The organism is Halobacteriovorax sp. RT-1-1, from assembly GCF_047085455.1.
Taxonomy (GTDB): domain Bacteria; phylum Bdellovibrionota; class Bacteriovoracia; order Bacteriovoracales; family Bacteriovoracaceae; genus Halobacteriovorax_A.
The window spans coordinates 222,602-247,483 of record NZ_JBKIXZ010000001.1; the positions used below are offsets into that span (position 1 = coordinate 222,602).

23 protein-coding genes are annotated in these 24,882 nt (G+C 33.8%); 7 read left to right on the forward strand and 16 right to left on the reverse strand.

The window, feature by feature from the left end; translation table 11 throughout:
• Positions 1–19: 19 nt before the first annotated feature.
• The 4 genes from pseC to ACMAWV_RS01135 all read right to left on the reverse strand — a co-directional run bounded on the left by pseC (position 20) and on the right by ACMAWV_RS01135 (position 4,431).
• Complete coding sequence (gene pseC, locus ACMAWV_RS01120) at positions 20–1,156, reverse strand: UDP-4-amino-4,6-dideoxy-N-acetyl-beta-L-altrosamine transaminase (RefSeq protein ID WP_412470488.1); 1,137 nt, start codon at positions 1,154–1,156, stop codon at positions 20–22.
• A complete protein-coding gene (gene pseB, locus ACMAWV_RS01125; protein WP_412470489.1) occupies positions 1,153–2,169 on the reverse strand; it encodes a UDP-N-acetylglucosamine 4,6-dehydratase (inverting) in 1,017 nt (338 codons plus the stop codon). The genes pseC and pseB overlap by 4 nt, the downstream gene beginning before the upstream one ends.
• 18 nt (positions 2,170–2,187) lie before the next feature.
• A complete protein-coding gene (locus ACMAWV_RS01130) occupies positions 2,188–3,078 on the reverse strand; it encodes a methyltransferase domain-containing protein (protein ID WP_412470490.1) in 891 nt (296 codons plus the stop codon).
• Positions 3,079–3,159: 81 nt separating this feature from the next.
• The gene (locus ACMAWV_RS01135; RefSeq protein WP_412470491.1) at positions 3,160–4,431 is read right to left on the reverse strand and encodes a polysaccharide biosynthesis C-terminal domain-containing protein; all 1,272 of its coding nucleotides are present in this window, start codon (positions 4,429–4,431) and stop codon (positions 3,160–3,162) included.
• 2 nt (positions 4,432–4,433) lie between these two features.
• Between ACMAWV_RS01135 and ACMAWV_RS01140 the strand changes: the two genes are divergently transcribed.
• On the forward strand, positions 4,434–5,057 hold the full coding sequence (locus ACMAWV_RS01140; protein WP_412470492.1) for an acyltransferase: 624 nt from the start codon (positions 4,434–4,436) through the stop codon (positions 5,055–5,057).
• Positions 5,058–5,981 carry a phytanoyl-CoA dioxygenase family protein gene (locus tag ACMAWV_RS01145; protein WP_412470493.1) on the forward strand — a complete coding sequence of 308 codons (924 nt, stop codon included), beginning with the start codon at positions 5,058–5,060 and terminating at the stop codon, positions 5,979–5,981. It begins immediately after the preceding gene.
• Here the strand turns inward: ACMAWV_RS01145 and ACMAWV_RS01150 are convergent.
• On the reverse strand, positions 5,967–6,746 hold the full coding sequence (locus ACMAWV_RS01150) for a glycosyltransferase family 2 protein (RefSeq protein ID WP_412470494.1): 780 nt from the start codon (positions 6,744–6,746) through the stop codon (positions 5,967–5,969). The genes ACMAWV_RS01145 and ACMAWV_RS01150 overlap by 15 nt on opposite strands.
• 137 nt (positions 6,747–6,883) lie before the next feature.
• On the opposite strand from ACMAWV_RS01150, the gene ACMAWV_RS01155 reads away from it, so the two are divergent.
• Positions 6,884–7,945, forward strand: coding sequence for a glycosyltransferase family 4 protein (locus tag ACMAWV_RS01155; protein ID WP_412470495.1), 1,062 nt, complete (start codon positions 6,884–6,886; stop codon positions 7,943–7,945).
• On the opposite strand, the gene ACMAWV_RS01160 is transcribed toward ACMAWV_RS01155, so the two are convergent.
• The 11 genes from ACMAWV_RS01160 to dnaA form a co-directional block, all read right to left on the reverse strand.
• Positions 7,929–8,636 (reverse strand): hypothetical protein, encoded by a 708-nt coding sequence (locus tag ACMAWV_RS01160; RefSeq protein ID WP_412470496.1) that lies wholly within the window; start codon positions 8,634–8,636, stop codon positions 7,929–7,931. The genes ACMAWV_RS01155 and ACMAWV_RS01160 overlap by 17 nt on opposite strands.
• 176 nt (positions 8,637–8,812) lie before the next feature.
• A complete protein-coding gene (locus ACMAWV_RS01165; protein WP_103218593.1) occupies positions 8,813–9,037 on the reverse strand; it encodes an ATP synthase F0 subunit C in 225 nt (74 codons plus the stop codon).
• 66 nt (positions 9,038–9,103) lie between these two features.
• Positions 9,104–9,907: a F0F1 ATP synthase subunit A gene (gene atpB / locus ACMAWV_RS01170; RefSeq protein ID WP_103218594.1), complete on the reverse strand. Its 804-nt coding sequence runs from the start codon at positions 9,905–9,907 to the stop codon at positions 9,104–9,106.
• Positions 9,908–9,909: 2 nt separating this feature from the next.
• Entirely contained in the window at positions 9,910–10,278 is a 369-nt protein-coding gene (locus tag ACMAWV_RS01175) for a hypothetical protein (protein WP_412470497.1), read from the reverse strand.
• A 9-nt stretch (positions 10,279–10,287) separates the two neighbouring features.
• On the reverse strand, positions 10,288–10,488 hold the full coding sequence (locus ACMAWV_RS01180) for a hypothetical protein (protein WP_412470498.1): 201 nt from the start codon (positions 10,486–10,488) through the stop codon (positions 10,288–10,290).
• Positions 10,489–11,325, reverse strand: coding sequence for a tetratricopeptide repeat protein (locus ACMAWV_RS01185; RefSeq protein ID WP_412463500.1), 837 nt, complete (start codon positions 11,323–11,325; stop codon positions 10,489–10,491).
• Positions 11,273–13,786: a DNA gyrase subunit A gene (gene gyrA / locus ACMAWV_RS01190; RefSeq protein WP_233189727.1), complete on the reverse strand. Its 2,514-nt coding sequence runs from the start codon at positions 13,784–13,786 to the stop codon at positions 11,273–11,275. Before gyrA ends, ACMAWV_RS01185 begins: the two co-directional genes overlap by 53 nt.
• A 9-nt stretch (positions 13,787–13,795) precedes the next feature.
• Positions 13,796–16,258, reverse strand: coding sequence for a DNA topoisomerase (ATP-hydrolyzing) subunit B (gyrB, locus tag ACMAWV_RS01195; protein WP_412470499.1), 2,463 nt, complete (start codon positions 16,256–16,258; stop codon positions 13,796–13,798).
• Positions 16,259–16,322: 64 nt separating this feature from the next.
• A complete protein-coding gene (gene recF, locus ACMAWV_RS01200) occupies positions 16,323–17,405 on the reverse strand; it encodes a DNA replication/repair protein RecF (RefSeq protein WP_103218600.1) in 1,083 nt (360 codons plus the stop codon).
• Between the two features lie 12 nt (positions 17,406–17,417).
• Entirely contained in the window at positions 17,418–18,530 is a 1,113-nt protein-coding gene (dnaN, locus tag ACMAWV_RS01205; RefSeq protein WP_103218601.1) for a DNA polymerase III subunit beta, read from the reverse strand.
• Positions 18,531–19,309: 779 nt separating this feature from the next.
• Complete coding sequence (dnaA, locus tag ACMAWV_RS01210) at positions 19,310–20,938, reverse strand: chromosomal replication initiator protein DnaA (protein ID WP_412470500.1); 1,629 nt, start codon at positions 20,936–20,938, stop codon at positions 19,310–19,312.
• A gap of 243 nt (positions 20,939–21,181) precedes the next feature.
• On the opposite strand from dnaA, the gene rpmH reads away from it, so the two are divergent.
• From rpmH to ACMAWV_RS01230, 4 genes are all read left to right on the forward strand, one after another.
• On the forward strand, positions 21,182–21,334 hold the full coding sequence (rpmH, locus tag ACMAWV_RS01215) for a 50S ribosomal protein L34 (protein ID WP_103218603.1): 153 nt from the start codon (positions 21,182–21,184) through the stop codon (positions 21,332–21,334).
• Positions 21,334–21,693 (forward strand): ribonuclease P protein component, encoded by a 360-nt coding sequence (gene rnpA, locus ACMAWV_RS01220; protein WP_103218604.1) that lies wholly within the window; start codon positions 21,334–21,336, stop codon positions 21,691–21,693. Before rpmH ends, rnpA begins: the two co-directional genes overlap by 1 nt.
• Positions 21,694–21,774: 81 nt before the next feature.
• Entirely contained in the window at positions 21,775–23,235 is a 1,461-nt protein-coding gene (gene yidC / locus ACMAWV_RS01225; RefSeq protein ID WP_103218605.1) for a membrane protein insertase YidC, read from the forward strand.
• Between the two features lie 6 nt (positions 23,236–23,241).
• The gene (locus ACMAWV_RS01230; protein WP_412470501.1) at positions 23,242–24,765 is read left to right on the forward strand and encodes a tRNA modification GTPase; all 1,524 of its coding nucleotides are present in this window, start codon (positions 23,242–23,244) and stop codon (positions 24,763–24,765) included.
• Positions 24,766–24,882: the final 117 nt, after the last annotated feature.

Genomic DNA, 24,882 nt, shown 5'->3' on the forward strand with positions numbered 1-24,882 from the left:
AATGAAGTATTAATTAATACTATATGAGTAACTCTGATAAACTCTTGCAAATATAATTAATTTCGTCCAAATTAAGTGTGGGATACATCGGAATGGAAATAATCTGCTCGTAAGTTATTTCGGATGTTTCTAAGTTAGAATATTTAGCTATTCCCTTATAATATGGCTGCTTATGTACAGGATAATAGTGTATTTGAGCTCCAATATTTAAAGAGTGTAGTTTTTCAAATATCTCCTTACGTCTTACGGCCGCAACTTTAATTACAAATAAGTGATAAGAGCTCTTACGATCTTCCCTAACCTTTATAAAATCAATTTTCTCTTCGTTTAAAAATGAAATATAGATATTCGCAATTTCATTTCTTCTTTCAATAAAAGAATCTAGGCGAGTTAATTGAGACACCCCAAGTGCAGCTTGAAGCTCAGTCATTCGATAATTATAACCTAATTCATGTTGTTCATAATACCAAGGCCCTTCATTAGGGTTATGAAGATTTTCTTTTGTTACACCATGAGTTCTTAAAAGCTTAACTTTTTTATCAATTTCAGAATCATTTGTAAGAAGTGCTCCACCTTCAGCAGTCGTGATAATCTTAACTGGATGGAAACTAAAAATACAAATATCACTATACTTACATGAACCAACTTTTGTATCTAAGTATTCGCCACCAACCGCGTGAGAAGCATCCTCTACAATTTTAAATCCATATTTTTTAGATAGTTCAAATATTTCGAACATATCACAACTTTGGCCACACATATGAACAGGCACAACAACTTTAGGAAGTTTACCATCTATTTTCGCTTGGATTAGCTTATCCTCAAGAGACTTAGTGCTCATATTTAATGTGTCAGCTTCAATGTCAACAAAATCAACCTTTGCACCACACATTATTGCAGCATTTGATGTTGCAACAAAAGTGATCGGAGTAGTCCAAACTATATCATCTTGCTCAACACCTAAAGCCAAGTATGCTAAGTGAAGCGCACTAGTTGCAGAGTTCATCACTGAACAATATTTTGCACCAGTATATCTAACGAGACCCCCTTCAAATTCTGGTACACATTTACCTTGTGTAAGAAAGGGTGATTTTAATACTTCAACTACTGCTTCAATATCTGCAGTGCTAATATCTTGCTTACCATACGGTATCATTCAACAACCTTAAAATTTGGATCAACATGATCCTTAATCAGTTTTCTTAATTCTTCTACTGTAACCCACTCAGTATTTGTTCCTGAATTATATTTAAATCCCTTTTCAACATATTCAGCATTGAAATGCTTCATATATTCATCAACATTCCATGGGAGAACAGATGGTAAAATTACATAATACTTTCCACAGTCAATTGTAGAAAATGAATCTGTTTCCGTAATCATTTCCTCATGCAGCTTCTCCCCAGGCCTAATCCCAATAACTGGTTTTTCTGAGTTTGGTGCAATTGAATTTGCTACATCGAGTATTCTATAAGAAGGAATCTTAGGGACAAAAATTTCTCCACCCCATGCGTTCTCCATAGCATAAAGAACCATATCGACACCTTGATCTAGTGTAATATTGAATCTAGTCATGTCTGCATCTGTTATAGGAAGAACACCTTCTGCTGCTTTTTTCATAAAGAATGGAATTACAGAACCTCGTGATCCCATTACGTTACCATAACGGACTACTGAGAAGTCTACTTCTCTATTACCACGCATATTATTTGCTGCAACAATCAATTTATCTGAGCATAACTTAGTTGCACCATATAAGTTGATTGGAGCGGCTGCTTTATCTGTTGATAAGGCTACAACTTTTTTAACACCACAATCTAATGCAGCATTAACGACATTTTCAGCACCAAGAATATTAGTTTTAATACATTCCATCGGATTATATTCTGCAGCAGGTACTTGCTTAAGTGCAGCAGCATGAACAATTACATCGATTCCTTCACAAGCTCTTCTCAGTCTTTCACCGTCTCTTACGTTACCTATGAAGAACCTAAGTTTTCTTGCATGTTTTTTAAACTCTGGAAGGTTTGACATTTCAAATTGCTTTAATTCATCACGAGAAAATATAACAATTCTTTCAATCTCTGGATGGTCCTCAAGAATTCTAGAAATAAACCTCTTCCCAAAAGACCCTGTACCACCTGTTACTAATATTGATTTATAATTCATAAATAACTCACTTTTATTCTAAATAAATTTCTCGTAATGAGTAGAAAGTACCGCATTATCACTTAATAAACAAGGTATGTTACTGATAATAGGATACACATACCCACCATTTTTTGAATAATATACATCACCTTTCCTAGTTAATGGATAATTACTAAGAGGACATCTAAAGTATTCACCTTTTTCCTCAATACACTCTGCATCTTTTTCAATAATAATTATTCCTGTTGGGTTTAAAGGATTTGAATATGTTTCAAATTTTCTATGCTCAATTATTTTATAACCTAGTTCACAAACTGTCTTATACAAGTCAACGACATAACCATGAGAAACCATTCTTTCTTTAGCTATTTCATCTGCAAATTCATATGTAGGTTCCAATAGAACAATATACTTTTTCGCAATACGGTATAACTCCTTTAAAATCATTTCTTCAGAGCCACCGTTTGGCTCAAGGCTATGCGATGAATAAACAATATCAACAGAATTATCTAATAATGGAATATTAAACAGATCACCAGTAAAAAGACATCCATTATTTTCTAAGTCTTGTAGATATTGATTCCCATATAATAGACGAGATAATGAAATATCGAATCCTAAATACTCAACTGGAGCATTTAGTTTTTTAACTACATTTTTTAATGTAGTGGCTTCGCCGCAACCGACTTCCATAATATTACTGAATTTGAATGATTCTAGCTCCTTAGCAATAAGGCTAGTATATTCATTTAAAAATTCTTTATTTGCGTTTGCGTATTCGATATAGCTTCCGGCTTGTAGGTCGTAACTAATTTTTATAATTTCGGTTTTTTTTAGATAACTATAATTCTTTTCTAAGTAATGTATTATATTTACATTTTGACTATAGAGCTCCCTTAGCTCGGCCATATTAACTTTAGATTGCACTGTTGCTCCATAATAAATATTAACTTAAATATTATATAGTTATATCCTAACTTTTAAACAAAAATATAAGATTGGAAACACCTATTTAAAAAACATCTTATATTTTGAAATTTTTAAAATTGATAATTGAATCACCAGGTATTCACGACTCTTCATTGTTAACAAATTTGAAAACACGCTAAAGAAAAAGTAAGAAAGTAAAGTTGCATATACAGCACCTTCAGTACCATATTTTGGAATCAGATATATATTTAATAACACATTTGATACTAATCCAATGCATAGCCTTATAACTGAAAAATACAAATAATTGTTTTTTTGCTCCCATATTTGTTGCACTAAATTAAGGAATAAAAAAGGTGTTGAAATAATATAAATATTTAAAAGCTTTATACTTTCATTATATTTCTGATCAAAAACAAACTCTAATACTGGTGCTGAGAACAGTAATGTTACGACAGCTATAAGTGCGCCGATAATAATTAAAATTTTATTAACAAAATTGTACGAGGTATTAATAAGTAATACATCTTCTTTACTGATACTTATCAGTTTAGGAAAAACTGATACCACTACTGACGAGGCCAAAAACATCCAAGGCTCTGCAAATTTAACAGCTACACTATAATCTGCAACATCTTCAAAAGATAAGTAGTTTTTTAATATAAACACATCAATTCGTTGCGTTAATTGCACTAACAATACAGAGATAAACAGTGGGAATGATTTAATAAAAATATTTTTAATAATATTAAAACTAGGTAATTTTATATTTTTAAAATTATTAATCTTAGCCTTAAATGTGAATATGTTGATTAAAGAAACGATAACAAATTGCAGTGAGAAAACTGCACATTGAAATGAAAGACTTATAGGATTTAAAAGTCTTAGCAAATTAAATGATAAACTACCTACTAATTGAGATGTAGAGCCATATTTAGACAATAAAAGGCTATCAAAATAATAAGAAATAGGACTAAAAGACCTAAAAAATAAAGCAATCATGAAAAATGACCACAGATACCACTCTTGGCTTTCTCTAAACCAGAACATACTCATCATTAAAGCAAGTAGACAAAAAGCCATACTAATAAATATTGAAGAGAATAATCGACTTGTGTCATCATCATTACTTTCAAGGAAGTATTCTTTTAATATATTGCCATGTGTAAGATGTTCAAACATTAAGAAGATATAAAAGTACGATGTTAGATATTGAAAAGTACCAAAATCTGCCTTAGACATTTGATTGGCAACATACATCGTACCAACAAAAGAAATAGCTATTCTCAAGACACTTGGAAAGAATTGCCATATAATGTTAGAGTAAATTTTTGTATTGAGAGAATTCATTTATGAATAAAATATCACAAAAAATTTTTAATGTAATAACTTACAATTTAAACCAATTACTTTTTTGGATAAGAAATCCACACAGACTTAAGATGAAGTGCAATGGATACAAAAATGTTAAAATTCCATTCTGGATGGGGATAGGTAAAGATACTGAAATTAGAATTTTCAACAAACAAAAGAATCATATCAGTGTCTCCTTTGGAAAAGGCTGCTGGGTTGGAAAAAGAGTAAGCCTAACAACAACTGGAAATCAGAAGATTACACTTGGAGACAATTCAAGTATTCAGGATGGTACGCATTTAATCGGAGACGTTGAAATCGGTTCCAATGTTTTATTTGCGCCAAATGTTTTTGCTTCTTCGGGAACACATATTTTCAAAGAAGAACCAATGATGCCAATAAAACATCAAGATGCAAAATATAGTCATATTAAAGACAAATATAATAAAAAAATTAAAATTGGTGATGACGTTTGGATCGGCACTGGAACATATATTTCTCAAGGCGTTAACATAGAAACCGGTGTAATTATTGGAGCCAATTCTGTTATCACAAAAGATATTCCAAGCTATAGTATTGTAGTTGGAAATAATAAAATCATTGGAAATAGAAAGGATATGTAAATGTCTCGTTTTTTATATTTACTACACAGAGCATTGTTTATTATTACAGGTGGACTTTGGAATGATTTTCTAAGCTTCCTAATTAATGTTTTTAAAAAGAAAAAAAAGGTAAACATTTTACAAGAGGATCCTTTTTTTAAACTACAAGATGAAGAATCATTTTTCCTAAATTCAATGAAAGAAAATGGTTATTATATTTTCAATTATAAGCTTCCAGAAAACTTAGTAACGGAAATAAATAAAGAAATCACCAAACAAGAATATAATGTTAGAAATGTTACTGATAGTAATCAGCTAGCATATTATAAAGATTTCAATCTATCTCCAGAATCAAATCGCTACGATCTATCATCTAATCGAATTCTTAAAATTGAAGAGTTAATTAATCTTTCATCATCACAAACACTTGTAAAACTAGCGCAAAACTATCTAGATACGAAGCCAATATTAGATTTAATTACACTGTGGTGGTCATACCCTACCGAGAACAATGATCTTAAAAATATCAATGCACAAATGTATCACTTCGATATGGATAAAATTAAGTTTATCAAATTCTTTGTCTATCTAACAGATGTAGAAATGGACAATGGACCACACTGTCTATTCAAAGGCTCACATAACAAGCTTCCATTTAAACTTAGAAAGAAGGGCCGCTTTACTGATAAAGAAGTTGCTCAAGCATATGGAGCAGACAAAGAAGTTAAAATTACCGGAAAACCAGGTTCAATTATTGCAGTAGACACAAGATGTATTCACAAAGGTGATCCTATCCTTAAAGACTCGAGATGTATTTTTCAGTTACAATTTAGTAACTCAACATTTGGAAAAGAATACGAGAACGTTAAAGCTCCACTATTTATCAACAGTCTTAAAGAAAAGAAAATTTATGATAAATCAATTTATCAATTATTTAACGAATGATTTTTTAAAAATTCTAAAATAACTAATTATAAAGTAAGTCATGAAGTAAAATGGGAAAGTTAAAGTTTTATAGCTTTTTAAAACACGTAAAACTTTAAGTGAATGCTTGAACTTGTTACGCGAAAGACTACTAAGAAGAATACGATAAGCTATCAAATTTTCTTTAATCAAAATAGCCTTTGATCCATTTTTCAATAAAGACAACCATAAGTAGTAATCCTCAACACCACTAAATTCCTTTGCTTCATTAAACTTATATATCAGCTTTTTACGACTAATTAATACAGAAGAGAGATAGATAGTATTTTTAAAAAGAGTTCTATTATAAGTAATTATTTCAGTTTCGAGTTTATTCAAATTATTATTAAAGTAATAATTGTCTCCATCTAAAAAATCATACTTCAAAGATGAAACTAATAAGGCATTAGAATTCTCTAACAATTTGATTTGCACCTCTAATTTCTTTGGGTGCCAGATATCATCAGCATCAAGAAAAGCTATATAATCGCCCGAACTACATTCTACTCCAATATTTCTAGGTCCAGCTGGTCCTCCAAAATTCTTTTCACATCGCTTTAATATGAATTTCACATCACACTTGGACAGATAATCTTGAACAACATCAACAGAATTATCTTTTGAACAATCATCAACAACGATGATCTCTAAGTTATTATAAGTTTGAACTACAACCGACGCTAAAGTTTCAATAATGTACTGCGAAGCATTGTATACTGGGATTATAACTGAGACTAATTTGTTCATTTTAAATTGCCATTGATTCAAATAATTGGAATATAAGATATATCATGTAGATTATAGCAAAAAAATGTTTAATAATAAGATCTAAATTCAAATATTTAAAAGTTCAATTATTGATTGAACATAAAGCAAATTACATTATGATTTTTAAAGTTTTACTCTATCTATTTTCTGCCTTTATTATTACTTATGTAACAATCCCAATTCTTATTAAGTTTGCAGAATTCACGCGACTATATGCAGAGAAAAATCATAGAACTTGTCATGAAACACCTATTCCATCGCTAGGTGGAATTGCCCTTTTCATGGGTATTTGCTTCTCTTCTCTTCTACTAACTCCAAATAGTGAATTTGGGACAATTCAATATTTATTAGCCACACAGTTTATTATTTTCTTCCTCGGCTTAAAAGATGACATATTTGTATTGTCTGCAAGAAAGAAATTACTAGTACAAATTATTTGTGCACAAATCATATTTTTCTATTCGGGCGTAAAGATTGATAACTTCTACAATGTCCTTGGAATGGGTGCATTAAATGAAATTGAATCAAATATAATCACAACTTTAACATTTGTTGGGCTTATTAACGCTTTCAATTTAATAGATGGTATTAATTGGCTCGCAGGACTCATTTCTCTATCGGCGTGTTTATTTCTGGCCACCTGGTTTGGAATCAATGGTTTTGAAGTAGAATTAGGTATTACTCTTTCACTAATCGGCTCATTATTAGCATTTTTAAAATTTAATAAAACACCAGCTAAGATCTTTATGGGCGACACTGGCTCACTTCTTATTGGCCTTACAATTTCTTATCTTTTAATAAGGTTCATAAATTTAAATCATAAAAGTACTAATTTAATACTCGAATTTAGATCTGCACCATCGATCGCAGTTGCCGTAGTTTTCATTCCACTACTAGATACATTAAGAGTAATGTTTATTAGAATTCTAAATAAGAAAAGTCCTTTTACACCAGATCAAAATCATCTACATCACATATTACTGAAAAAAGGGTTAAGCCATATTCAAGCTGCATTAATTCTATTTGCAATTAATACAGCCTGTATCATAATCGCAATCGCTCTACATAGAATTACAGGAAAAATCGTCATTACGTCGATGTTTATCGTGCTTTTCACATTTTTTAATTTAATTACATTTAATAGAATGAGTAAGAAATATTTTAATATAACAATCTAATGGAATAATTGAAATTTCTTATACTACTAGGACTTATCCACCACGGTTCAATACACACAAAAGGCGCTCCAGGTGGAGACCAAACACCAAGCAATTCACTATTATAACTTAGAACAAGATCACGCGCTAAACAAACCTGACTTTGTTTAAACAAATTATTAAATACAAGAGCATCATCCGTGAATATATTTTCATCAATAACTAATGCTTCCGAATCGATTTGATATGAATTAGATTTATCAATAACACCATCAAGTAACTTGTAATAATCACACTTATTTGAGAAGCGTAAATCGACAGGAAAAGAATCTATATTAAAAGCAGGGTGCCCCCCAATCATAAATGGAAAATCTACCAAAACCTCATAACAAACTTCTAGACTATTTTCGATAAGCTCATACTTCACAATTAATTCATCTTTCATCTTAAATGAAAGAGAATTAGAGCTTTGTTCATTTAAGACAAACTCTGTATCACGAGCATAGCCATGCTTAACAATATTATGTTTCTCTATATACTCATTCGTCTCGTAACCAATACGAGGAAATAAATGAGGCGCAGATCTCCCCCACCACTTTGGATCGCCTTGCCATAGATATTCTTTTTGTTTTGTTTTTGAGTAAAGACTTTTTAGCTCTGCCCCCATAGAGGCGATTTGGATTTTGATTTGATCGTTTTCTAGAGTGTACATGAGAGAATATTATCTTATGTAATATAGAAATACTATTTGCAAGGAACCCTCTCTCCCTCGCATCGTGCTCGGTCGTACAGGGTTGCACAGCTTCATTTAGCATACTGCTAAATGCCGCATACAAAAAAGGCAGTCTTACGACTGCCTTCCTTTTAAAATCAATTTAGATTTTCGAATTAACCAGCAAGGAATACTGAGATAAGTACGAAAATTACAAGTGATTCCATAAGTGCAAGACCTAGAATCATTGGAGTTTGAATCTTGTCAGCAGCAGATGGGTTTCTTGCGATACCTTCTAGAGCTACAGAAGCAGCTTTTGATTGTGCAGCAGTACCACCGTATGCAGCGATAGCCATTGCTAAGAAATACGCGATGTACTTAATTGCTTGAGTGTTTTCCATAATAGTCTCCTAAAACGTTCGTTACTTTGATCAAGTAACTGTTAAATTATTAAGTTTAAGTTTTTATTAGTGTGCGTGGTGCTCATCATGATCGTGGTGAGCAGTTGCAAGACTAATATAAACCATTGATAACATTGTAAATACGTAAGCTTGGATAAAACAAACTAGAAGTCCAAGTAAGTAGAATGGAATTGCAGCACCAAACATACCAACGTTCACACCAAGAATTTCAAGGTTAAGGAAAGTTGTTAATACGTGGTGGTCACCCATCATATTACCTCTAAGACGTAGTGCTAGAGATAGAGGACGAATAAAGTTTGAAAGAATCTCAATTGGGAAAATTAAGATTGCCATGTACCAAAGTGGACCTGCAAAGTGTGCAAGGTAGTTCATTGTACCAAGTTCTTTACAACCTTTGATGTTGTAGTAAACAAATGAAAGTACACCAAGAGCAAGAGTTGTGTTGATGTATTCAGTTGGAGGTAAGAAACCTGGAACAAGACCAATTACGTTCGCTAGGAAAATTGTAATAAATAGGAACGAAATGAACTTGAAATATTTTGGTGCATCTTCTTCACCGATTACGGCACGACATTGAGTCATGATAAAAGATCCGTACATCTCAACGATGTTTCTTAGTGAAATTCCTCTATCTGGAACTACTGTCTCTTCAAGAGTCATTTTAGAAACGCGCATTCTATAAAGAAGAGCTACAAGTAAAATGATGATTGCAACAAAAGACTTAGTGAAGATGTGATCAACGTAACCTAGGTGAAAAACATGAGAAAGTTCACCAAGCCACAGAAATCCACCTGCTGCGTATGTATTTGTCGCTAATAAAGTAGTTAAAAGAAGGGCTATTTTTTTCATTATTAGTCCTTTTTGATGCTGGCGCCCAGCACAAATATATTTAAGAAATAATTTATTACCGGTATAATTATCTTACTTTGAAGAATTTGTACACCAAATAATAGGGCCCCGATTAAAATAACAAGCTTACCTATAAATAAAAACGCTAGATACTTTCCATTGGCTTTATAACCGTCGATGCGATGTGGCTTTATCAGCTCATCTACGGCCATCCAGAACATCACTAAATATAAGACAGTTGCTGCGTAACAAATAGCGAACGCTGTCCATTCCATGCCTGGAGTCAATAAATATAGACACACTGCAGCCATAGGAAGTGACAGCATAAAAAAGCGAGGGAAACTAATTTTATTAGATAGATCTTTAATCATGAGAATTATCTACTTCTTACGAAGAGCATAGACAACCATCGAAATTAAAATATTTCCAATTACCGCTAGAAAAATTCCTACGGCCCAACCTTGAGTGATGACACCTTTTTTAACGAGCTCCCAAAGTCCCCAGGCCACAACTAATGCCGTTGAAGGTAGTGACATGGCAAGTGCCATTGGCTTTATCCATTTTGGGTCATAAAGGGCCATCTAACGCTTCCTCGCAACACGACGCTCATATACAGAGTTTAGTCGATCTTGAATAACCTTGTTATTTGGGTACTCACCTAAGATTGAATAGTAGAGATCGTAGGCTGTTTGAAGACGCTCCAATGTCTCATAGCAATTGGCCATAAGAAAGATGGCGCGAACTTTTAGGTCGCGGCGATCTTCACGTTTGATGTATTCACGAAAGTATTGAACAGCGCGGTTCCAATCTTGCGATTCAAAATACATGATTCCAGATTGAAAGAAGCTATCAACGAAGTACTTATGGTTTCCATTATTATGCATAGAAACTAAGTGCTCAGTCGCCTTATCATATTCCTTAAGTTTGATATAAGAACGAGCAAGACGAAATTCATATAGATCGTGATTTGAAAGTTTAGGTCTAAAGGCCGAAAGCTTGTTATAAACTTCAGCAGCCTTCGCATAATCATTAATATAAAGAAAAGCGATCTCGCCAATTCGTTCTTGTGTTTTTACAAGCCAAACAGGATCTGTCGTAAGTTTAGGAATTTTTTCGTAAAAGGCAATTCCACGATTATATTGTCCAAGAGAGACTGCGTAGAGTTCAGCAATCTGATAATTGATTTTGATTTTAATTTCATCATTTGGCGCCATCTCTAAAATCTTATGATACTGCTTCACTGCCTGAGCGTACTCTTGATTAGAGATATGATTTTGCGCAATTAGGATATCTTTGTGAATTCTTGGCGTGAAATCACAAGACGTAAGTAAAATGAGGGCCAGTAAAAAACTGGCCCTTATGAATTTATTCTTCAGAAGTTGATCCATCTTCATCATCTGCTTCAATAATTTTTGCAATTGAAACAACCTTCTCACCTTCTTTAGGCTTAATTAGACGTACACCTTGAGTCGCGCGTCCCATTAGAGAAACACCACTTACTTTCGTACGAACAACTTGCCCGCGGTCAGTAATGATCATTAGATCATCTTTGTCAGTAACAGGTTTAATTTGAACAATCTCACCATTCTTATCTGTAAGTCTCATTGCAAGAATACCTTTCCCACCACGAGTTTGCTTACGGTATTGTGAAGATTCAGTACGTTTACCGTACCCATGCTCAGTTACAGATAGGATTTCCATTTGGTCATCAATTAATTCCATACCGATAATTTTTTCTTCATCAGTATTGATGTTGATACCCTTAACACCTTGAGATACACGTCCCATTGGCCTTGCATCATTAGTATCGAAACGGATGATCTTACCAGCTGAAGAACATAGAAGGATATCTTTTGATCCATCATTAATTCTTACGTTAACAATATGGTCACCATCTTGCAGTTTAATTGCAATTAGTCCCGATTGCTTAACGTTTGAATATTCTTCAAGAGCTGTCTTCTTAACTAGACCTTTGTTAGTTGCAAAGATTAAGTACTTCTCATTAAGATCCATATCGTGTGGAACACAGATAATTTCTGTTACACGATCACCACTTGGGATTTGGATAAGGTTTGCAATATTACGTCCCTTAGAAGTTCTAGTTCCTTCAGGAATTTCGTAAACTTTCTTTGAGAATACTTGCCCACGGCTTGTAAAGAATAGAAGCTTATCGTGAGTATTTGCCGTAAAGATATTTGTGAAGAAGTCATCATCGTTTGCAGCACCCTTAACACCTTTACCACCACGCTTTTGCGCTTTGTAAGTGTCAAGTGGCATACGCTTTACGTAACCTTTGTGAGTGATTGTAACAATCATCTCTTCACTTGCTACAAGATCTTCAATTTGAATTTCGTCTGCTTTTGCAACGATTTCTGTTCTTCTCTCATCACCGTATTTTTCAATAACTTCAGTGAATTCTTCTTTAATGATTGCTTTGATTTTATCTTCAGAACCAAGGATTCCTTCTAAGCGATCAATCTCTTTCATAATTGCTTCGTAGTCAGCAATAATCTTATCTCTTTCTAGACCTGTTAGACGTTGTAGTCTCATGTCTAGAATTGCTTGAGCTTGAATCTCGCTTAATGAGAATGTACTCATTAATTTCTCACGAGCATCAGTTGGCCCGTCAGATTTCTTGATCATCTCAACTACTTCATCAATATTTTCAACAGCTACTTTCAAACCTTCTAAGATATGCGCGCGCTCACGTGCTTTCTTAAGTTCGTATACTGTACGACGAATAATGATTTCTCTTCTGTGATCAATGAAACACTCAAGCTGTTCTTTGATGTTTAGAACTTTTGGTGATGAGTTAACAATTGATAAGAAAATAATACCAAATGATGATTGTAGTGCAGTTTGCTTATAAAGCTTATTCATGATTACAGTTGCGATCTCACCTTTTTTAAGGTCGATTACAACACGAATCCCTTCACGAGATGATTCATCACGAAGGTCTGAAATACCAACAAGTGATTTAGAGTTTACAAGTTCAGCAATCTTTTCAATTAGCTTAGCTTTGTTAACTTGATATGGAAGTTCAGTAATAACAATTCTTTCACGATCTTGTTTCTTACCGTGAATTTCCACATCCATCTTTGCACGCATCTGGATAACACCCTTACCTGTTTTATAAGCAGAGCGAATACCTTCAGTTCCGTGAATTGTTCCAGCAGTTGGAAAGTCTGGACCTGGGATAATCTTCATAATGTCTTCAATCGACATTTCACGATTATCTACAAGCTCAGTAAGCGCCGTCATAACTTCTGTTAAGTTATGTGGAGGAATATTTGTTGCCATACCTACAGCAATACCAGCTGAACCGTTAACTAATAAGTTAGGGATTTTTGTTGGAAGAACTGTTGGCTCTTTAAGTGAGTCATCGTAGTTAGGTTGCCAATCAACTGTTTCTTTATCTAAGTCTTTTAGCATCTCTTCAGAAAGCTTTTGCATTCTGATCTCTGTATACCTCATGGCCGCAGCGTTATCACCATCAATTGAACCGAAGTTACCTTGACCTTGAACCATTGGATATCTCATTGAGAAATCTTGGGCCATACGTACGATTGTATTATAAACCGCAGAGTCACCGTGTGGGTGATACTTACCAATAACGTCACCAACAACACGGGCAGACTTTAGGAATGGTTTATTATGGTAGTTACCTAGAGAGTGCATTGCATACAGACAACGACGGTGAACAGGTTTCATCCCATCACGTACATCTGGAAGTGCACGACCTACGATTACCGACATTGCGTAATCGAGGTAACAGTTTTTCATTTCATCGCGAATACCAATTTGTTGAATATTCCCGTGGTTATGGTTTCCACCATCACCATTATCATTTTCATTTGTGATATTTGTTTCATCAGTCATAAATTAGTCCTATACGTCCAGATTTCTTACATTAAGTGCGTTTTCTTCAACAAATTGTCTTCTTGGTTCTACTTGGTCACCCATTAGAACAGAGAATACTGAATCTGCTTCAATAGTATCTTCAATCTTTACTTGAAGAAGAGTTCTATTTTCTGGATTCATTGTTGTTTCCCAAAGTTGTTCAGGGTTCATTTCTCCAAGACCCTTATAACGTTGGATGTACGCGCCTTGTTTAGCATCATCGATAATATAAGAAGCAAAACCTCTTAGTGATTCGAATTCTTTTGCATCACCTTTTTCACCTTTAACAATAAACTTACCAATTTTAAATTTATTGATACCATCGTAAAGGTTCATAAGATCTGCGTATTCTGAAGACTCTAGGAAGTATGAGCTAAGTTTAAATTTCTTCGTACGTGCTGTTGTTTTAACATTGATACGAATAAGATTTGATGCATGCTCTTTGTCTTCTTCAATTGAGAATGAGTAATTTCTTAATGTTTCAGACTCTTGAGTTTTAAAGTGTTCATCAAGTTTAGAAACAATACCATCAAGTTTTGAGCGATCTTTAAGATCAGCTGCAGTGATACCAATTTCTTCAATTAAGTGTCTTAGTAAGAACGTATCGAAGTGAATATCGTAAGACTTAAGAGTTTTGTCGTATTGAGTGAATTTATTAATAAGACCTTTAGCTGTCTCTTCTTCAATCATTTCACCATTGAAGTTAATTGAAGTTCCTTCAATTGCGTTTGCAACAAGGAATGTCTCAAGTGCTTTTTCGTCTTTTAGATAAATCTCTTTCTTACCTTTCTTGTATTTATATAAAGGTGGTTGAGCGATATAAACATAACCTTGCTCAATCAGCTCAGGGAACTGACGATAAAGAAGAGTTAAAATAAGTGTTCTAATGTGAGAACCATCGACGTCGGCATCTGTCATGATAACTAGTTTGTGGTAACGAAGTTTTGAAATATCAAAGTTACCTTTACCAATACCTGTACCCATCGCTTGAACGATCATCTTAATTTCGGCGTTACCAAGCATTTTGTCATAACGAGCTTTTTCAACGTTAAGGATCTTCCCTTTAAGAGGAAGAACTGCTTGATACTTACGATCACGTCCCTGCTTTGCAGAACCACCGGCAGAGTCACCCTCTACGATGTAGATTTCAGAAAGAGCTGGATCTTTTTCCTGACAGTCTGCCATTTTACCTGGAAGACCACCCATATCTAGAACTGACTTTCTTCTAGTTAATTCACGAGCACGTCTTGCGGCTTCACGAGCTGCAGCTGCATCAACAGACTTTCTAATAATTGTTTTTGCAGTTTGTGGGTTTTCTTCTAAATATCTCTTAAGTGCATCCCCTACTAGAGAGTTAACGATACCTTCTACTTCAGAGTTACCTAGCTTATCTTTTGTTTGACCTTCGAATTGAAGCTCAGGAAGTTTAACAGAAATAATCGCTGTTAAACCTTCTCTCATATCATCACCTGTTAAATTCGTTTTAATTCCTTTAAGCAGGTTATTATCTTTTGCATATGCATTTAGAACACGAGTTAGTGCAGTTTTAAAACCAGAAATGTGAGTCCCCCCACCTGGAGTTGTAATTGCGTTGGCATAACCAGAAAGAACTTCTGAGTATGAATCAGTCCATTGCATTGAGATTTCTACTTCGTAATCTTCTCTTGATTCTGCAATATAGATTGGATCTTTGTGTACTACTGTTTTAGCTCTGTTTAGATATTCTACGAACTGAATAAGACCACCCTCATAGTGGAAAGTTTCATTCTTATCTGTTCTCTCATCTTTAACAACGATCTTAAGACCTTTGTTAAGAAAGGCCATCTCTCTAAAACGATTTGTTAATGTATCGTAATTAAATTCGTGAACTTCAAAAATTTCATTATCTGGTTTGAAAGTAACAGAAGTACCTGTTTGAGTTTTGTCTTCTAATTCACCAACAACTTTAAGTGGCTCTTTAGTTACTCCATGGTTAAATTCAACTTGGTGAATCTTTCCATGCTTTTTAATTTCAACTTTAACCCACTTAGATAGTGCGTTTACAACAGAAGCACCTACACCGTGTAGACCACCTGAAACTTTATAAGCTCCACCTTCTTCGTTAAACTTTCCACCTGCGTGAAGTTTTGTATATACAAGTTCCGCTGCCGATACACCTTCTTTCGGGTGAATATCAACTGGGATCCCTCGCCCATCATCGATAACTGTTACAGAGTTATCAACGTGAATAATAACTTTAATTTCGCTACAATAACCTGCAAGTGCTTCATCGACTGCGTTATCTACAATTTCATATACACAGTGATGTAGACCACGATTGGCAGTATCACCAATATACATCCCTGGTCTTTTTCTTACGGCCTCTAGTCCTTCAAGAACACTAATCTGGCTTGCACCATATTCCTGTCCGACCTTACCAATACTTCCTGCTTGATTTTCTTGATTTTCCAAAAGGAACCTCTCTTCCAATTTCTTGTGTCAGTGTGTTGTTTTAAAAATATAATTTTTTGGAAGACTAGTTAACGGAACCGTTCGAAATATAGATCTTATTTGCGCCATTAATTTTTTCTAATTCTTCCTTAAATTTTTCATTTGCCGTCGTGATTAAAACTTGGAACTCTCGTTGTTCCAAAAATTTAACCAGCCTACCCCATCTCGCCTTGTCTAATTCCCCTGAGACGTCGTCGATAAGTACAATTGGATAGGTGTTAAAGTTATACCTAAATAGCTCTATATAGGCAAATAAGAGGCTCAAATAAGACATTTTTTGTTGGCCTAAAGAACAAAATTCGTAAGCATTCATCCCATCAAAAAGAAGCACGTAGTCATCTTTGTGAACTTGATAAGTCGTATGACCTACAATTAGGTCCTTTTCTAGCCTTTGTTGCATATAATCAAAGATCATCTCTGGTGAAAATCCATGAAAACGAGAATCAACTTCAATTTTAAGTGAATGATCTTCTGAAAAGATGTCACGATATGTATTTTCACAAAACGGAATTAGTTCAGTTACGAATTGATTTCTCATGGCAACTAGCTCATAAGCATAATCTGCCATCTGGCGATCAATTACATTTAACTGCTCACGAAATTGTGATGGTTTCTTAGATAAAAGAATATTTCTAAACTTAAGCGCGGAATTGTACTGATTTAATACTTTCTTATAATCGCGACTAAGCATTGATAAATGATCATCAAACCACTTTCTTCTAAAACTTGGAATATTTGAAAATGAATAAGAATCAAATGGATTGATAAAAACTAACTTTGCATCGAGTTTCTTTTTCGTATTCTTCCCATTAAGTGCCCAGGTAGATCCTTGAGGATTCATCTTTCCACTGAAAGTTACGTTATCGCCATCATCGAGAAATAGAGATGAAAATAATATCTCAGGGTTATCCCCATCAATACTTAATAGCTGTGGAAAAGTTGTATTTTTACGAAAAGATTTTCTCGTCACTAGAACGTGTAGAGCTTCTAATATATTTGTTTTTCCATTTCCGTTTTCACCTAGGATACAATTAATATTTCCATTGAAAGAAATTATATCTGGTTCTAGATTTCGAAAATTTGTTACCTGAAGTTTTACAAGTTTCAAAGTGTCTCAGTACTAGATTCTAAGTGGCATGATAATTCCAAGATAATTTTGGATATCATTTGATCTAACGATTACCGCTGAAAATTCATTGTTAAATTCGAAAGTTACATTTTCAGTATTTAAAATTGCAATTGAATCTAATAAGAAACGAGCGTTAAAACCGATTTCAATTTCCTTACCTTCGTAATCAACTGGAATCGTCTCTTTAGCATCACCAAGTGAAGGATGGTTTGCAGAGATCGTCATATGGTTTTCAGTTAGCTTAAGCTTTACTGCATTTGATTTCTCATTAGACATAATTTTAATACGTCTAATAGCGTTTTGAATTACTTCTTTATCAGCTGTTAGTGAGTAAGTAGTCTTAGCTGGAATTACAGCTTGATACTTAGGATACTCTCTAGCAATTAAACGAATACCTAATTGGTATTGCTCATTAGCTGTTACATATAAATATGAGTCATCAACAGAAATAAACAGATTTGCACCTGGATATGTTTCAGCGATTTTTCTAAGTTCTGCTACACCCTTCTTAGGAATAATAATTCCATTAATTAGAGCTTCATTATTTTGTTCAGCAATATCATTTTCGATTAGAGATAAACGATGTCCATCAGTTGAAACAGCTCTTAGCTTCCCTTCTACTTCTTGGAAATAGATTCCGTTAAAGTGAAGTCTTGTTTCATCATTTGAGATTGCATATGAAGTTTTAGTAATTAGATTTAAAAGATCATCTGAATTTAGTGTGAAAGTATTTTCGCTTCCAAAGTGAAGCTTTGGAAATTCATCTGCTTCGTAAATTAAAAGTGAATAATGAATTTCTTCACAATTTATTTTTAGTAGATTTTCACCATCTTCTAACTCGATGTTGATATCTGTGTTAGGAAGTTCTTTTAATATATCAAATAGATTCTTAGCGTTTATACAAAATGAAGCTGTTCCTTCAGTTGATGCATTAATTGAATACTTTGCTGATACCTCAAGATCTGTTGCTGAAAGATATATTTTATCATTGCTAACAGTTAGTAACGTATATGTTAATATTGGTCTTGAATTCTTCTTATCAATTACAGTTAAAATTTTATTTAATGCATCTCTTAAGTTATCTGTATCAACCCTAAGCTTCATCTTTATTCCTATCAGAAAATTATTTGTATTGTTGTATAATGGAAAACACTAGTTAGCAAGGCTGTCTAGAGCATTTAAGTGTTCTTCTTATTATATATATTTATATATATATTATATATAATCCTGTGGATAAGTTCATAAGTGGCAACTCCCCTTTTAACAGCGTCTTTTCTCAATTTGGCCATTGTTAGCAATCGTTGACTACTTTTTTTTGTGCCTTGCATTTATTCGTATATTACTTAAAACGTAACAAATATGTGGTGTTATTAGTTTTTTGCTCACGGCCTATTGTGGATAATTTTTTGGCCAAGAAAATTTCTTTAAAATTTGTTAAATTGGCCAGTCATTTACTCACAATTTACAAACATGTTGATAACTTTTTTATCCACGGCCTTAATTTGTGTCGATAATATTATTAACGGCCGTGAATAAGTTTAGAAATAATGTATAAGTAACTATTATTACAGTATTTATTAATTCACAATTAATTTTCTTGGCCGTGGATTGGCCGTCGTTGGCCGTGAATAACTAACATTTCGTAGGACCAAAAGTGACTAGTCAAATACTGGTGTGAATTTGTCGGCCTAATGACTAGTCAGATTATTAACATTCCACAAATTTTTAGTGGATAGTCTAGGGGATTGGCCACTCAATAATCCACGGCCGACTGGCCAAATGGCCGGCCAATATTGAGGATGTGAAAATATATAAGAAAGGCCGTGAATAACACGGCCTATGTATTGGTTAGTCAGTTGACTAGTCAGTAATTTAGTAGGGGATTATAACGAATTTTCAATCGTCATAATTGTCTTAGAAAGCATTGGATCTTGAGACAATTGTTTTGAAATCTTTTGTTCAGCGTGAACAACAGAGCTGTGATCACGTCCTCCAAAGAACTGTCCAATTTCTTCATGTGTTAAGCTTGCAAGTTTACGACATAAGTACATGGCAACAAAGCGTGCATTAGCGATATCTTTTACACGTGATTTAGACTTAAGATCAGCAACTGGAATTTTAAAGTATTGTGAAGTCTGCTTAGCAATTCCTTCAATTGTAATTTTCTTTTCGTCTTCGTAATCTCTGAGTCCTAGAACCTCTTTAACCATTTCTAATTCGATATCAACCTTCATGATATCAGAGTAGGCTGAAAGCTTAATTAGAGCACCCTCAAGCTCTCTAATCGAGTTTTTAACATTACATGCAATCAGGTTCACAATGTCTTCAGAAAGGAATAGGTCGAGATCATCAGCCTTAGCATTAATGATTGCAACACGAGTTTCAATATCTGGTTTTTGAATATCAACGACAAGACCCCATTGAAGGCGAGTCTTAATTCTTTCTTCAAGTCCATTGATCTCTTGTGGAGTTTTATCAGAAGTGAAGATTAGCTGTTTTCCTTTTTGATATAGCTCATTAAAGATATGGAAGAATTCTCTTTGCGTTCCTTCTTTACCTTTAAGTTCATGAACATCATCAATCATTAGAACATCAACTTTATCAGAATATTTTTGACGAAACTCTGGAAGCTGTTTATTGCGAATTGATTCAATCATTTCCTTCATGAAATCACGTGCTGTAATTAAGCAGATAACATAGTGAGGGTATTGATTGTGAATACCGTTGGCCATCGCATGTAAGAGGTGAGTCTTACCAAGTCCTGAATTAGAATGAATATAAAGCGACGGATATTTACCAGCTTTACCAGGACTTTTAGCAATCGCTACTGAAGCAGCGTAGGCCATATTATTTGATGGTCCAATAACATAATTTTTAAACGTTTTAGATTTATCAATGACGATATTATTGTAGTCATCACTTACGTGATCAATATACTTAGATTCAACTTGTGAAAGTAGGTCTTCTTGTACAGGCTCTAGATCGAGCGAAAATGAGATTTCATTTGCTGACCTAGGTTTCGTATGACTTGGTTCTATAGGACCATTATTTAAGTGTTGAGATAGGCTAGGTTGAGATAAGTTATTGTTATTATTAGCAATAATCTCGATTTGATACGATTTACCTAACGTATTTACAATACTTTGGCTGATTTGGTTTAAATTTTTCTCGATAAATGACTTAATAAAGTTAGTCGTTGTCGAAAATATCGCTCTTTCACCGTCAATATTCTTAAGACGAAAAAAGTCTCCTTGGAAAAAAGAAGCATATTTTTGTGGATTTACTAATGATTTTAATGAGTTATGAATCTCATTATTCATCATATCCAGCTCATCAGCGCTAAAGAAATCGTCCGATAGGCTAGAGCTATTATAAGGTTGATTTAAATTTTGCTTAATATTGAAGGGATCTTCGATAATATTCTTATTGGCAAGATCTTCTATGTTATTGATTTTATTTGTTGTTGGGTTAGAATTCTTCAAAAATTCATTAAAAGGAAAATTTCCCTGCATGATCCATTCCCTTGAGTGGTTTACTCGTCAATTTTTCTTTAATTACGTGTTGTGGGGAGAATTTGTATCATGGCCCAAAATCCTAGGCCAATAAAAAAATGGGTTTTTTACGCATGGCCAAATAAATCAAATATTTTGGCCTGCACTATGTACAGGGCCATTGACCAGTGATGCGAAATGGTATAATACTAGCCCTTACAATATTAATTTTTAGTTAAACAGTTATAGTTAGGTAGGTTGAAGATGTCTAAAAGAACTTGGCAGCCAAAAAGAAAGAAAAGAATGAGAGTACACGGTTTCCTTAAAAGAATGGAAACAGCTGGTGGTCGCAACGTTATCAAAGCTCGTAGAGCTAAGGGACGTAAGCAACTTACAGTTTCTCACGGTAAGAAATAATGACATCAGTTGATAGCACTTTTGATAAAAGTTCAAGACTGCTATCAACTGAAGATTTTTCTTATTTAAGAAAAAATTCTCAAGTAATCACTGATCGTTGGCTTCGTATTTATTACAAGCCATCACGTCTTAACTCTGAAGTTTCAAGAGTAGGTTTTTCTGTAACTAAAAAAGTCGGTAAAGCTAATAAGCGTAATCTTTGTAAGAGAATTATTAGAGAATTCTTTCGTACAAGTTCGTACCGTAACAACGGTAAGGATTTTATGATTGTGGTTTCTAATCGACTTTTTAAAAGTTCACAAAATCCAAAAGAAGATCTTCGAAATTCCCTTGTGAACGCCTTTGCAAAAATTCAATAAAAGATTAACAACTCCTTTATAGCGTGTTAAAAATCTCCATACTTAAAGACTTAAGAAAATACACTTTAGGAGTATTAAAGAATGAATAATGATCAAAAACGCACTGTTTTAGCGTTTGTTCTTACTGGTGTTATTGTTTTCACATGGCAAGCACTTTTCAGTTCAAACCAACCTGTACAACAACCAGTAAAACAAGAACAAGTACAAACACAAAACGCATCTTCTAATTCATCTGAAACGAAGCCAATTGCAACACACTCGAATAAAGCAACAAACCTGACGTCTGTTACTCTTAAAGCAGGATCATTTTTCTATACAGTTAATAGTGATCTTTCTTTTAGTGAAGCAGCTGGTAATAAAACTTCAATGACTTTAAAAGAGCTTTCAGACAAGGATAACTTTTTTAATTTCAAGTTAATCGATACTAATAATAATCTACAAAACTTTAACTTTGTATTCGATGAACAAACAGTCGAAAACGAAGTAGTAGGTAATGATCTTAATAAGCAAATTTCGATTCGTTTAAAATTAGAAAATGATGGCCGTTTAACTTATGAATTAAATGGTGCTCAGGATTTTAGACTTTCATACAATATGGCAGCTACTGAAAAGCAATCTGATAACAGAACTTATCGTCAGTATGTTGTTCAAGGTATGGATACTGATCGTTATAACTTAGAATCAGATGAGAAAGGTGAGGGGAACTTAAAATGGGTTGCTCTTGATTTCAATCATCACGTTTTCTTCAACGTTTTTAATGATAAGCAAACAATCAATTATATGGCCACTGAAGGCGGAGAGATCTTCTTTCAAGCTGTTAATGGTAAGAAAAACTATAATGGTTATATTCTTTATGCTCTTAAAAATTATGATTACCTATTAGGATTTGATAATCAATTAGATCTATCAATCGACTTTGGTATCTTTGGAATTTTTGCAGTTCCAATTCTAAAAGCAATGCAAGTTCTCTACACATATGTAGGTAACTACGGTGTTGCAATTATTCTTTTAACAATTGTAATTCGTCTTGCAACTTATCCATTACAAGCTAAGTCTTTTAGATCAATGAAGAAGATGCAAGTTCTTCAACCAGAGATTGCAAAGCTAAAAGAAAAGTATGCTGACGATCCAATGAAGCAACAAAAAGAAACAATGGAATTATTTAAAAGATCAGGTGCTTCACCTTTAGGTGGATGTCTTCCAATGGTTCTTCAAATTCCAATCTTTATTGCTTTCTACCAAGCTATTTCAAACTCTGTTGAGCTAGTTGGTTCTCCATTTTACTTTTGGTTAACTGACCTTAGTGCAAAAGATCCATACTATATTCTTCCAGCAATTATGGGGATTACAATGCTAGTGCAAACTAAGCTAAATCCTTCGACATCTGCTGATCCTAATCAACAGAAGATTATGTATATTATGCCGATCGTTTTCATTTTTATTATGAAAGATCTTCCAGCAGGTTTAAATCTGTATTTTACAGTTTCAAACATCCTGGGAATTGCACAACAACTTTACGTTTATAAAACAGCAGAAGCTTAATAAACCATGATATACGAAACGGATGACCTTCCTATTGTCGCTTGCTCGACTGGCCTAAATGAGAATACGGCCATAGGGGTTATCCGTTTATCTGGTTTTTCCGACATTGGTTCTATAGGACCATTTTTCAAAAAAGATTTATCAAATCTCGAAATTCGCAAGGCCACTTTTACAAAGTTATACGACCAGGATGGAAACTTCCTAGATGAAGTCGTTATTACGTATTTTGAGGGCCCGCATAGTTACAATGGTGAAAATATATTAGAGATTGCGGCACACGGTAATACGCTTAATTTAAAGCGTATAATGAATGCATTCATTAACTCCGGTATGTTTCGTTTAGCAAAGAATGGTGAATTCACTTATCGAGCACTAAAGAATAAGAAGCTTTCCCTTGCACAGGTCGAAGGACTTGATGCACTTTTAAATGCTTCTTCTTCTCTAATGCTTGATGAAGGACTTAAACTATTAAATGGTAGCCTTTATCAAAAATACACTGATCTCTACGACAAGTTTTTAAAACTAAAAGCTGCTGTTGAAATCAATATTGATTTTGCAGAAGATGTAGGGGAGGAGCAGTCTCAGAAATTACTTGATGATGCTGTTGCAGATATCAGTGGCCATATAACTTCACTTTATAAAAGTGCAAGTGTTAATGCTAAGAGCTTAATGTCTCCAGATATTGTTCTTTGTGGTGAACCTAATGCAGGTAAGAGTTCTCTCTTTAATTTATTCTTAAATGAATCACGCTCAATAGTTTCAGACATAGCAGGAACAACTCGTGATTATATTTCAGAATATATTAGTCTAGGTAATGAAACCTTTAAACTCGTTGATACAGCAGGTCTACGTAATACGACAGATGTAATTGAAGAAGAAGGGATCAAAAGAAGTCGCAATTTAATAGAAGGTGCATTCTATAAAATTCTTCTGATCAATATTAATGAAGTTGAAAAATACCAATACCACGATATTAAAGAGACACTTTTTGATGCTTTAATCTTTACTCATTTTGATGAATTTAATGGTGAGATTAACTTAAAAGAATTACAAGAGAATCTTCCAAAAGCTATTAAATACTATAGTGCAGACACTTCAAAAGGTGAGGGAAGTCTTGTTGAAATAAGTGGTCCTATCGGACCAGATTCAGAAAGTGGTTCTATAGAACCACAAGAATCAAAACTTGGTCCTATGGGGGCAAGTCTAGAAAATGGTCCTATAGAACCACAAATAAAAACTGGTCCTATAGAACCAGTTCATATAACTGACTTAATTACTCAGGATATTTTATCTAAGTATATGAAATTACGTAACAGTGACCCCATTTCTATTGAAAGACATCGTGTCGTAATCAATGATATTTATGGGAAATTTACTGATTTTGCTAATAATATCAAATACTTAGATGATATAGCTATCATTTCATCCGAAGTTTCTATCCTAGAAAAGAAAACCGCAGAACTAATCGGAATCATTAGCCCTGACGATACACTTACACATATCTTTACCAACTTCTGCATAGGTAAATAATATATAAACCATTGATTTTTCTGAAAAATTAGCTTAAATGTTCCACGTAGAACATTATTATTAGAATTGCGCACAATTGTTCCACATGGAACATTAATCGCAGAAAGTTCCACGTGG

Bases quoted from the DNA above. Each gene is read 5' to 3' on its own strand.
- pseC (WP_412470488.1), bottom strand. From the start codon at position 1,156: ATGATACCGTATGGTAAGCAAGATATTAGCACTGCAGATATTGAAGCA.
- pseB (WP_412470489.1), bottom strand. From the start codon at position 2,169: ATGAATTATAAATCAATATTAGTAACAGGTGGTACAGGGTCTTTTGGG.
- ACMAWV_RS01135 (WP_412470491.1), bottom strand. From the start codon at position 4,431: ATGAATTCTCTCAATACAAAAATTTACTCTAACATTATATGGCAATTC.
- ACMAWV_RS01140 (WP_412470492.1), top strand. From the start codon at position 4,434: ATGAATAAAATATCACAAAAAATTTTTAATGTAATAACTTACAATTTA.
- ACMAWV_RS01145 (WP_412470493.1), top strand. From the start codon at position 5,058: ATGTCTCGTTTTTTATATTTACTACACAGAGCATTGTTTATTATTACA.
- ACMAWV_RS01150 (WP_412470494.1), bottom strand. From the start codon at position 6,746: ATGAACAAATTAGTCTCAGTTATAATCCCAGTATACAATGCTTCGCAG.
- ACMAWV_RS01155 (WP_412470495.1), top strand. From the start codon at position 6,884: ATGATTTTTAAAGTTTTACTCTATCTATTTTCTGCCTTTATTATTACT.
- ACMAWV_RS01160 (WP_412470496.1), bottom strand. From the start codon at position 8,636: ATGTACACTCTAGAAAACGATCAAATCAAAATCCAAATCGCCTCTATG.
- ACMAWV_RS01165 (WP_103218593.1), bottom strand. From the start codon at position 9,037: ATGGAAAACACTCAAGCAATTAAGTACATCGCGTATTTCTTAGCAATG.
- atpB (WP_103218594.1), bottom strand. From the start codon at position 9,907: ATGAAAAAAATAGCCCTTCTTTTAACTACTTTATTAGCGACAAATACA.
- ACMAWV_RS01175 (WP_412470497.1), bottom strand. From the start codon at position 10,278: ATGATTAAAGATCTATCTAATAAAATTAGTTTCCCTCGCTTTTTTATG.
- ACMAWV_RS01180 (WP_412470498.1), bottom strand. From the start codon at position 10,488: ATGGCCCTTTATGACCCAAAATGGATAAAGCCAATGGCACTTGCCATG.
- gyrA (WP_233189727.1), bottom strand. From the start codon at position 13,786: ATGACTGATGAAACAAATATCACAAATGAAAATGATAATGGTGATGGT.
- dnaN (WP_103218601.1), bottom strand. From the start codon at position 18,530: ATGAAGCTTAGGGTTGATACAGATAACTTAAGAGATGCATTAAATAAA.
- dnaA (WP_412470500.1), bottom strand. From the start codon at position 20,938: ATGCAGGGAAATTTTCCTTTTAATGAATTTTTGAAGAATTCTAACCCA.
- rpmH (WP_103218603.1), top strand. From the start codon at position 21,182: ATGTCTAAAAGAACTTGGCAGCCAAAAAGAAAGAAAAGAATGAGAGTA.
- rnpA (WP_103218604.1), top strand. From the start codon at position 21,334: ATGACATCAGTTGATAGCACTTTTGATAAAAGTTCAAGACTGCTATCA.
- yidC (WP_103218605.1), top strand. From the start codon at position 21,775: ATGAATAATGATCAAAAACGCACTGTTTTAGCGTTTGTTCTTACTGGT.
- ACMAWV_RS01230 (WP_412470501.1), top strand. From the start codon at position 23,242: ATGATATACGAAACGGATGACCTTCCTATTGTCGCTTGCTCGACTGGC.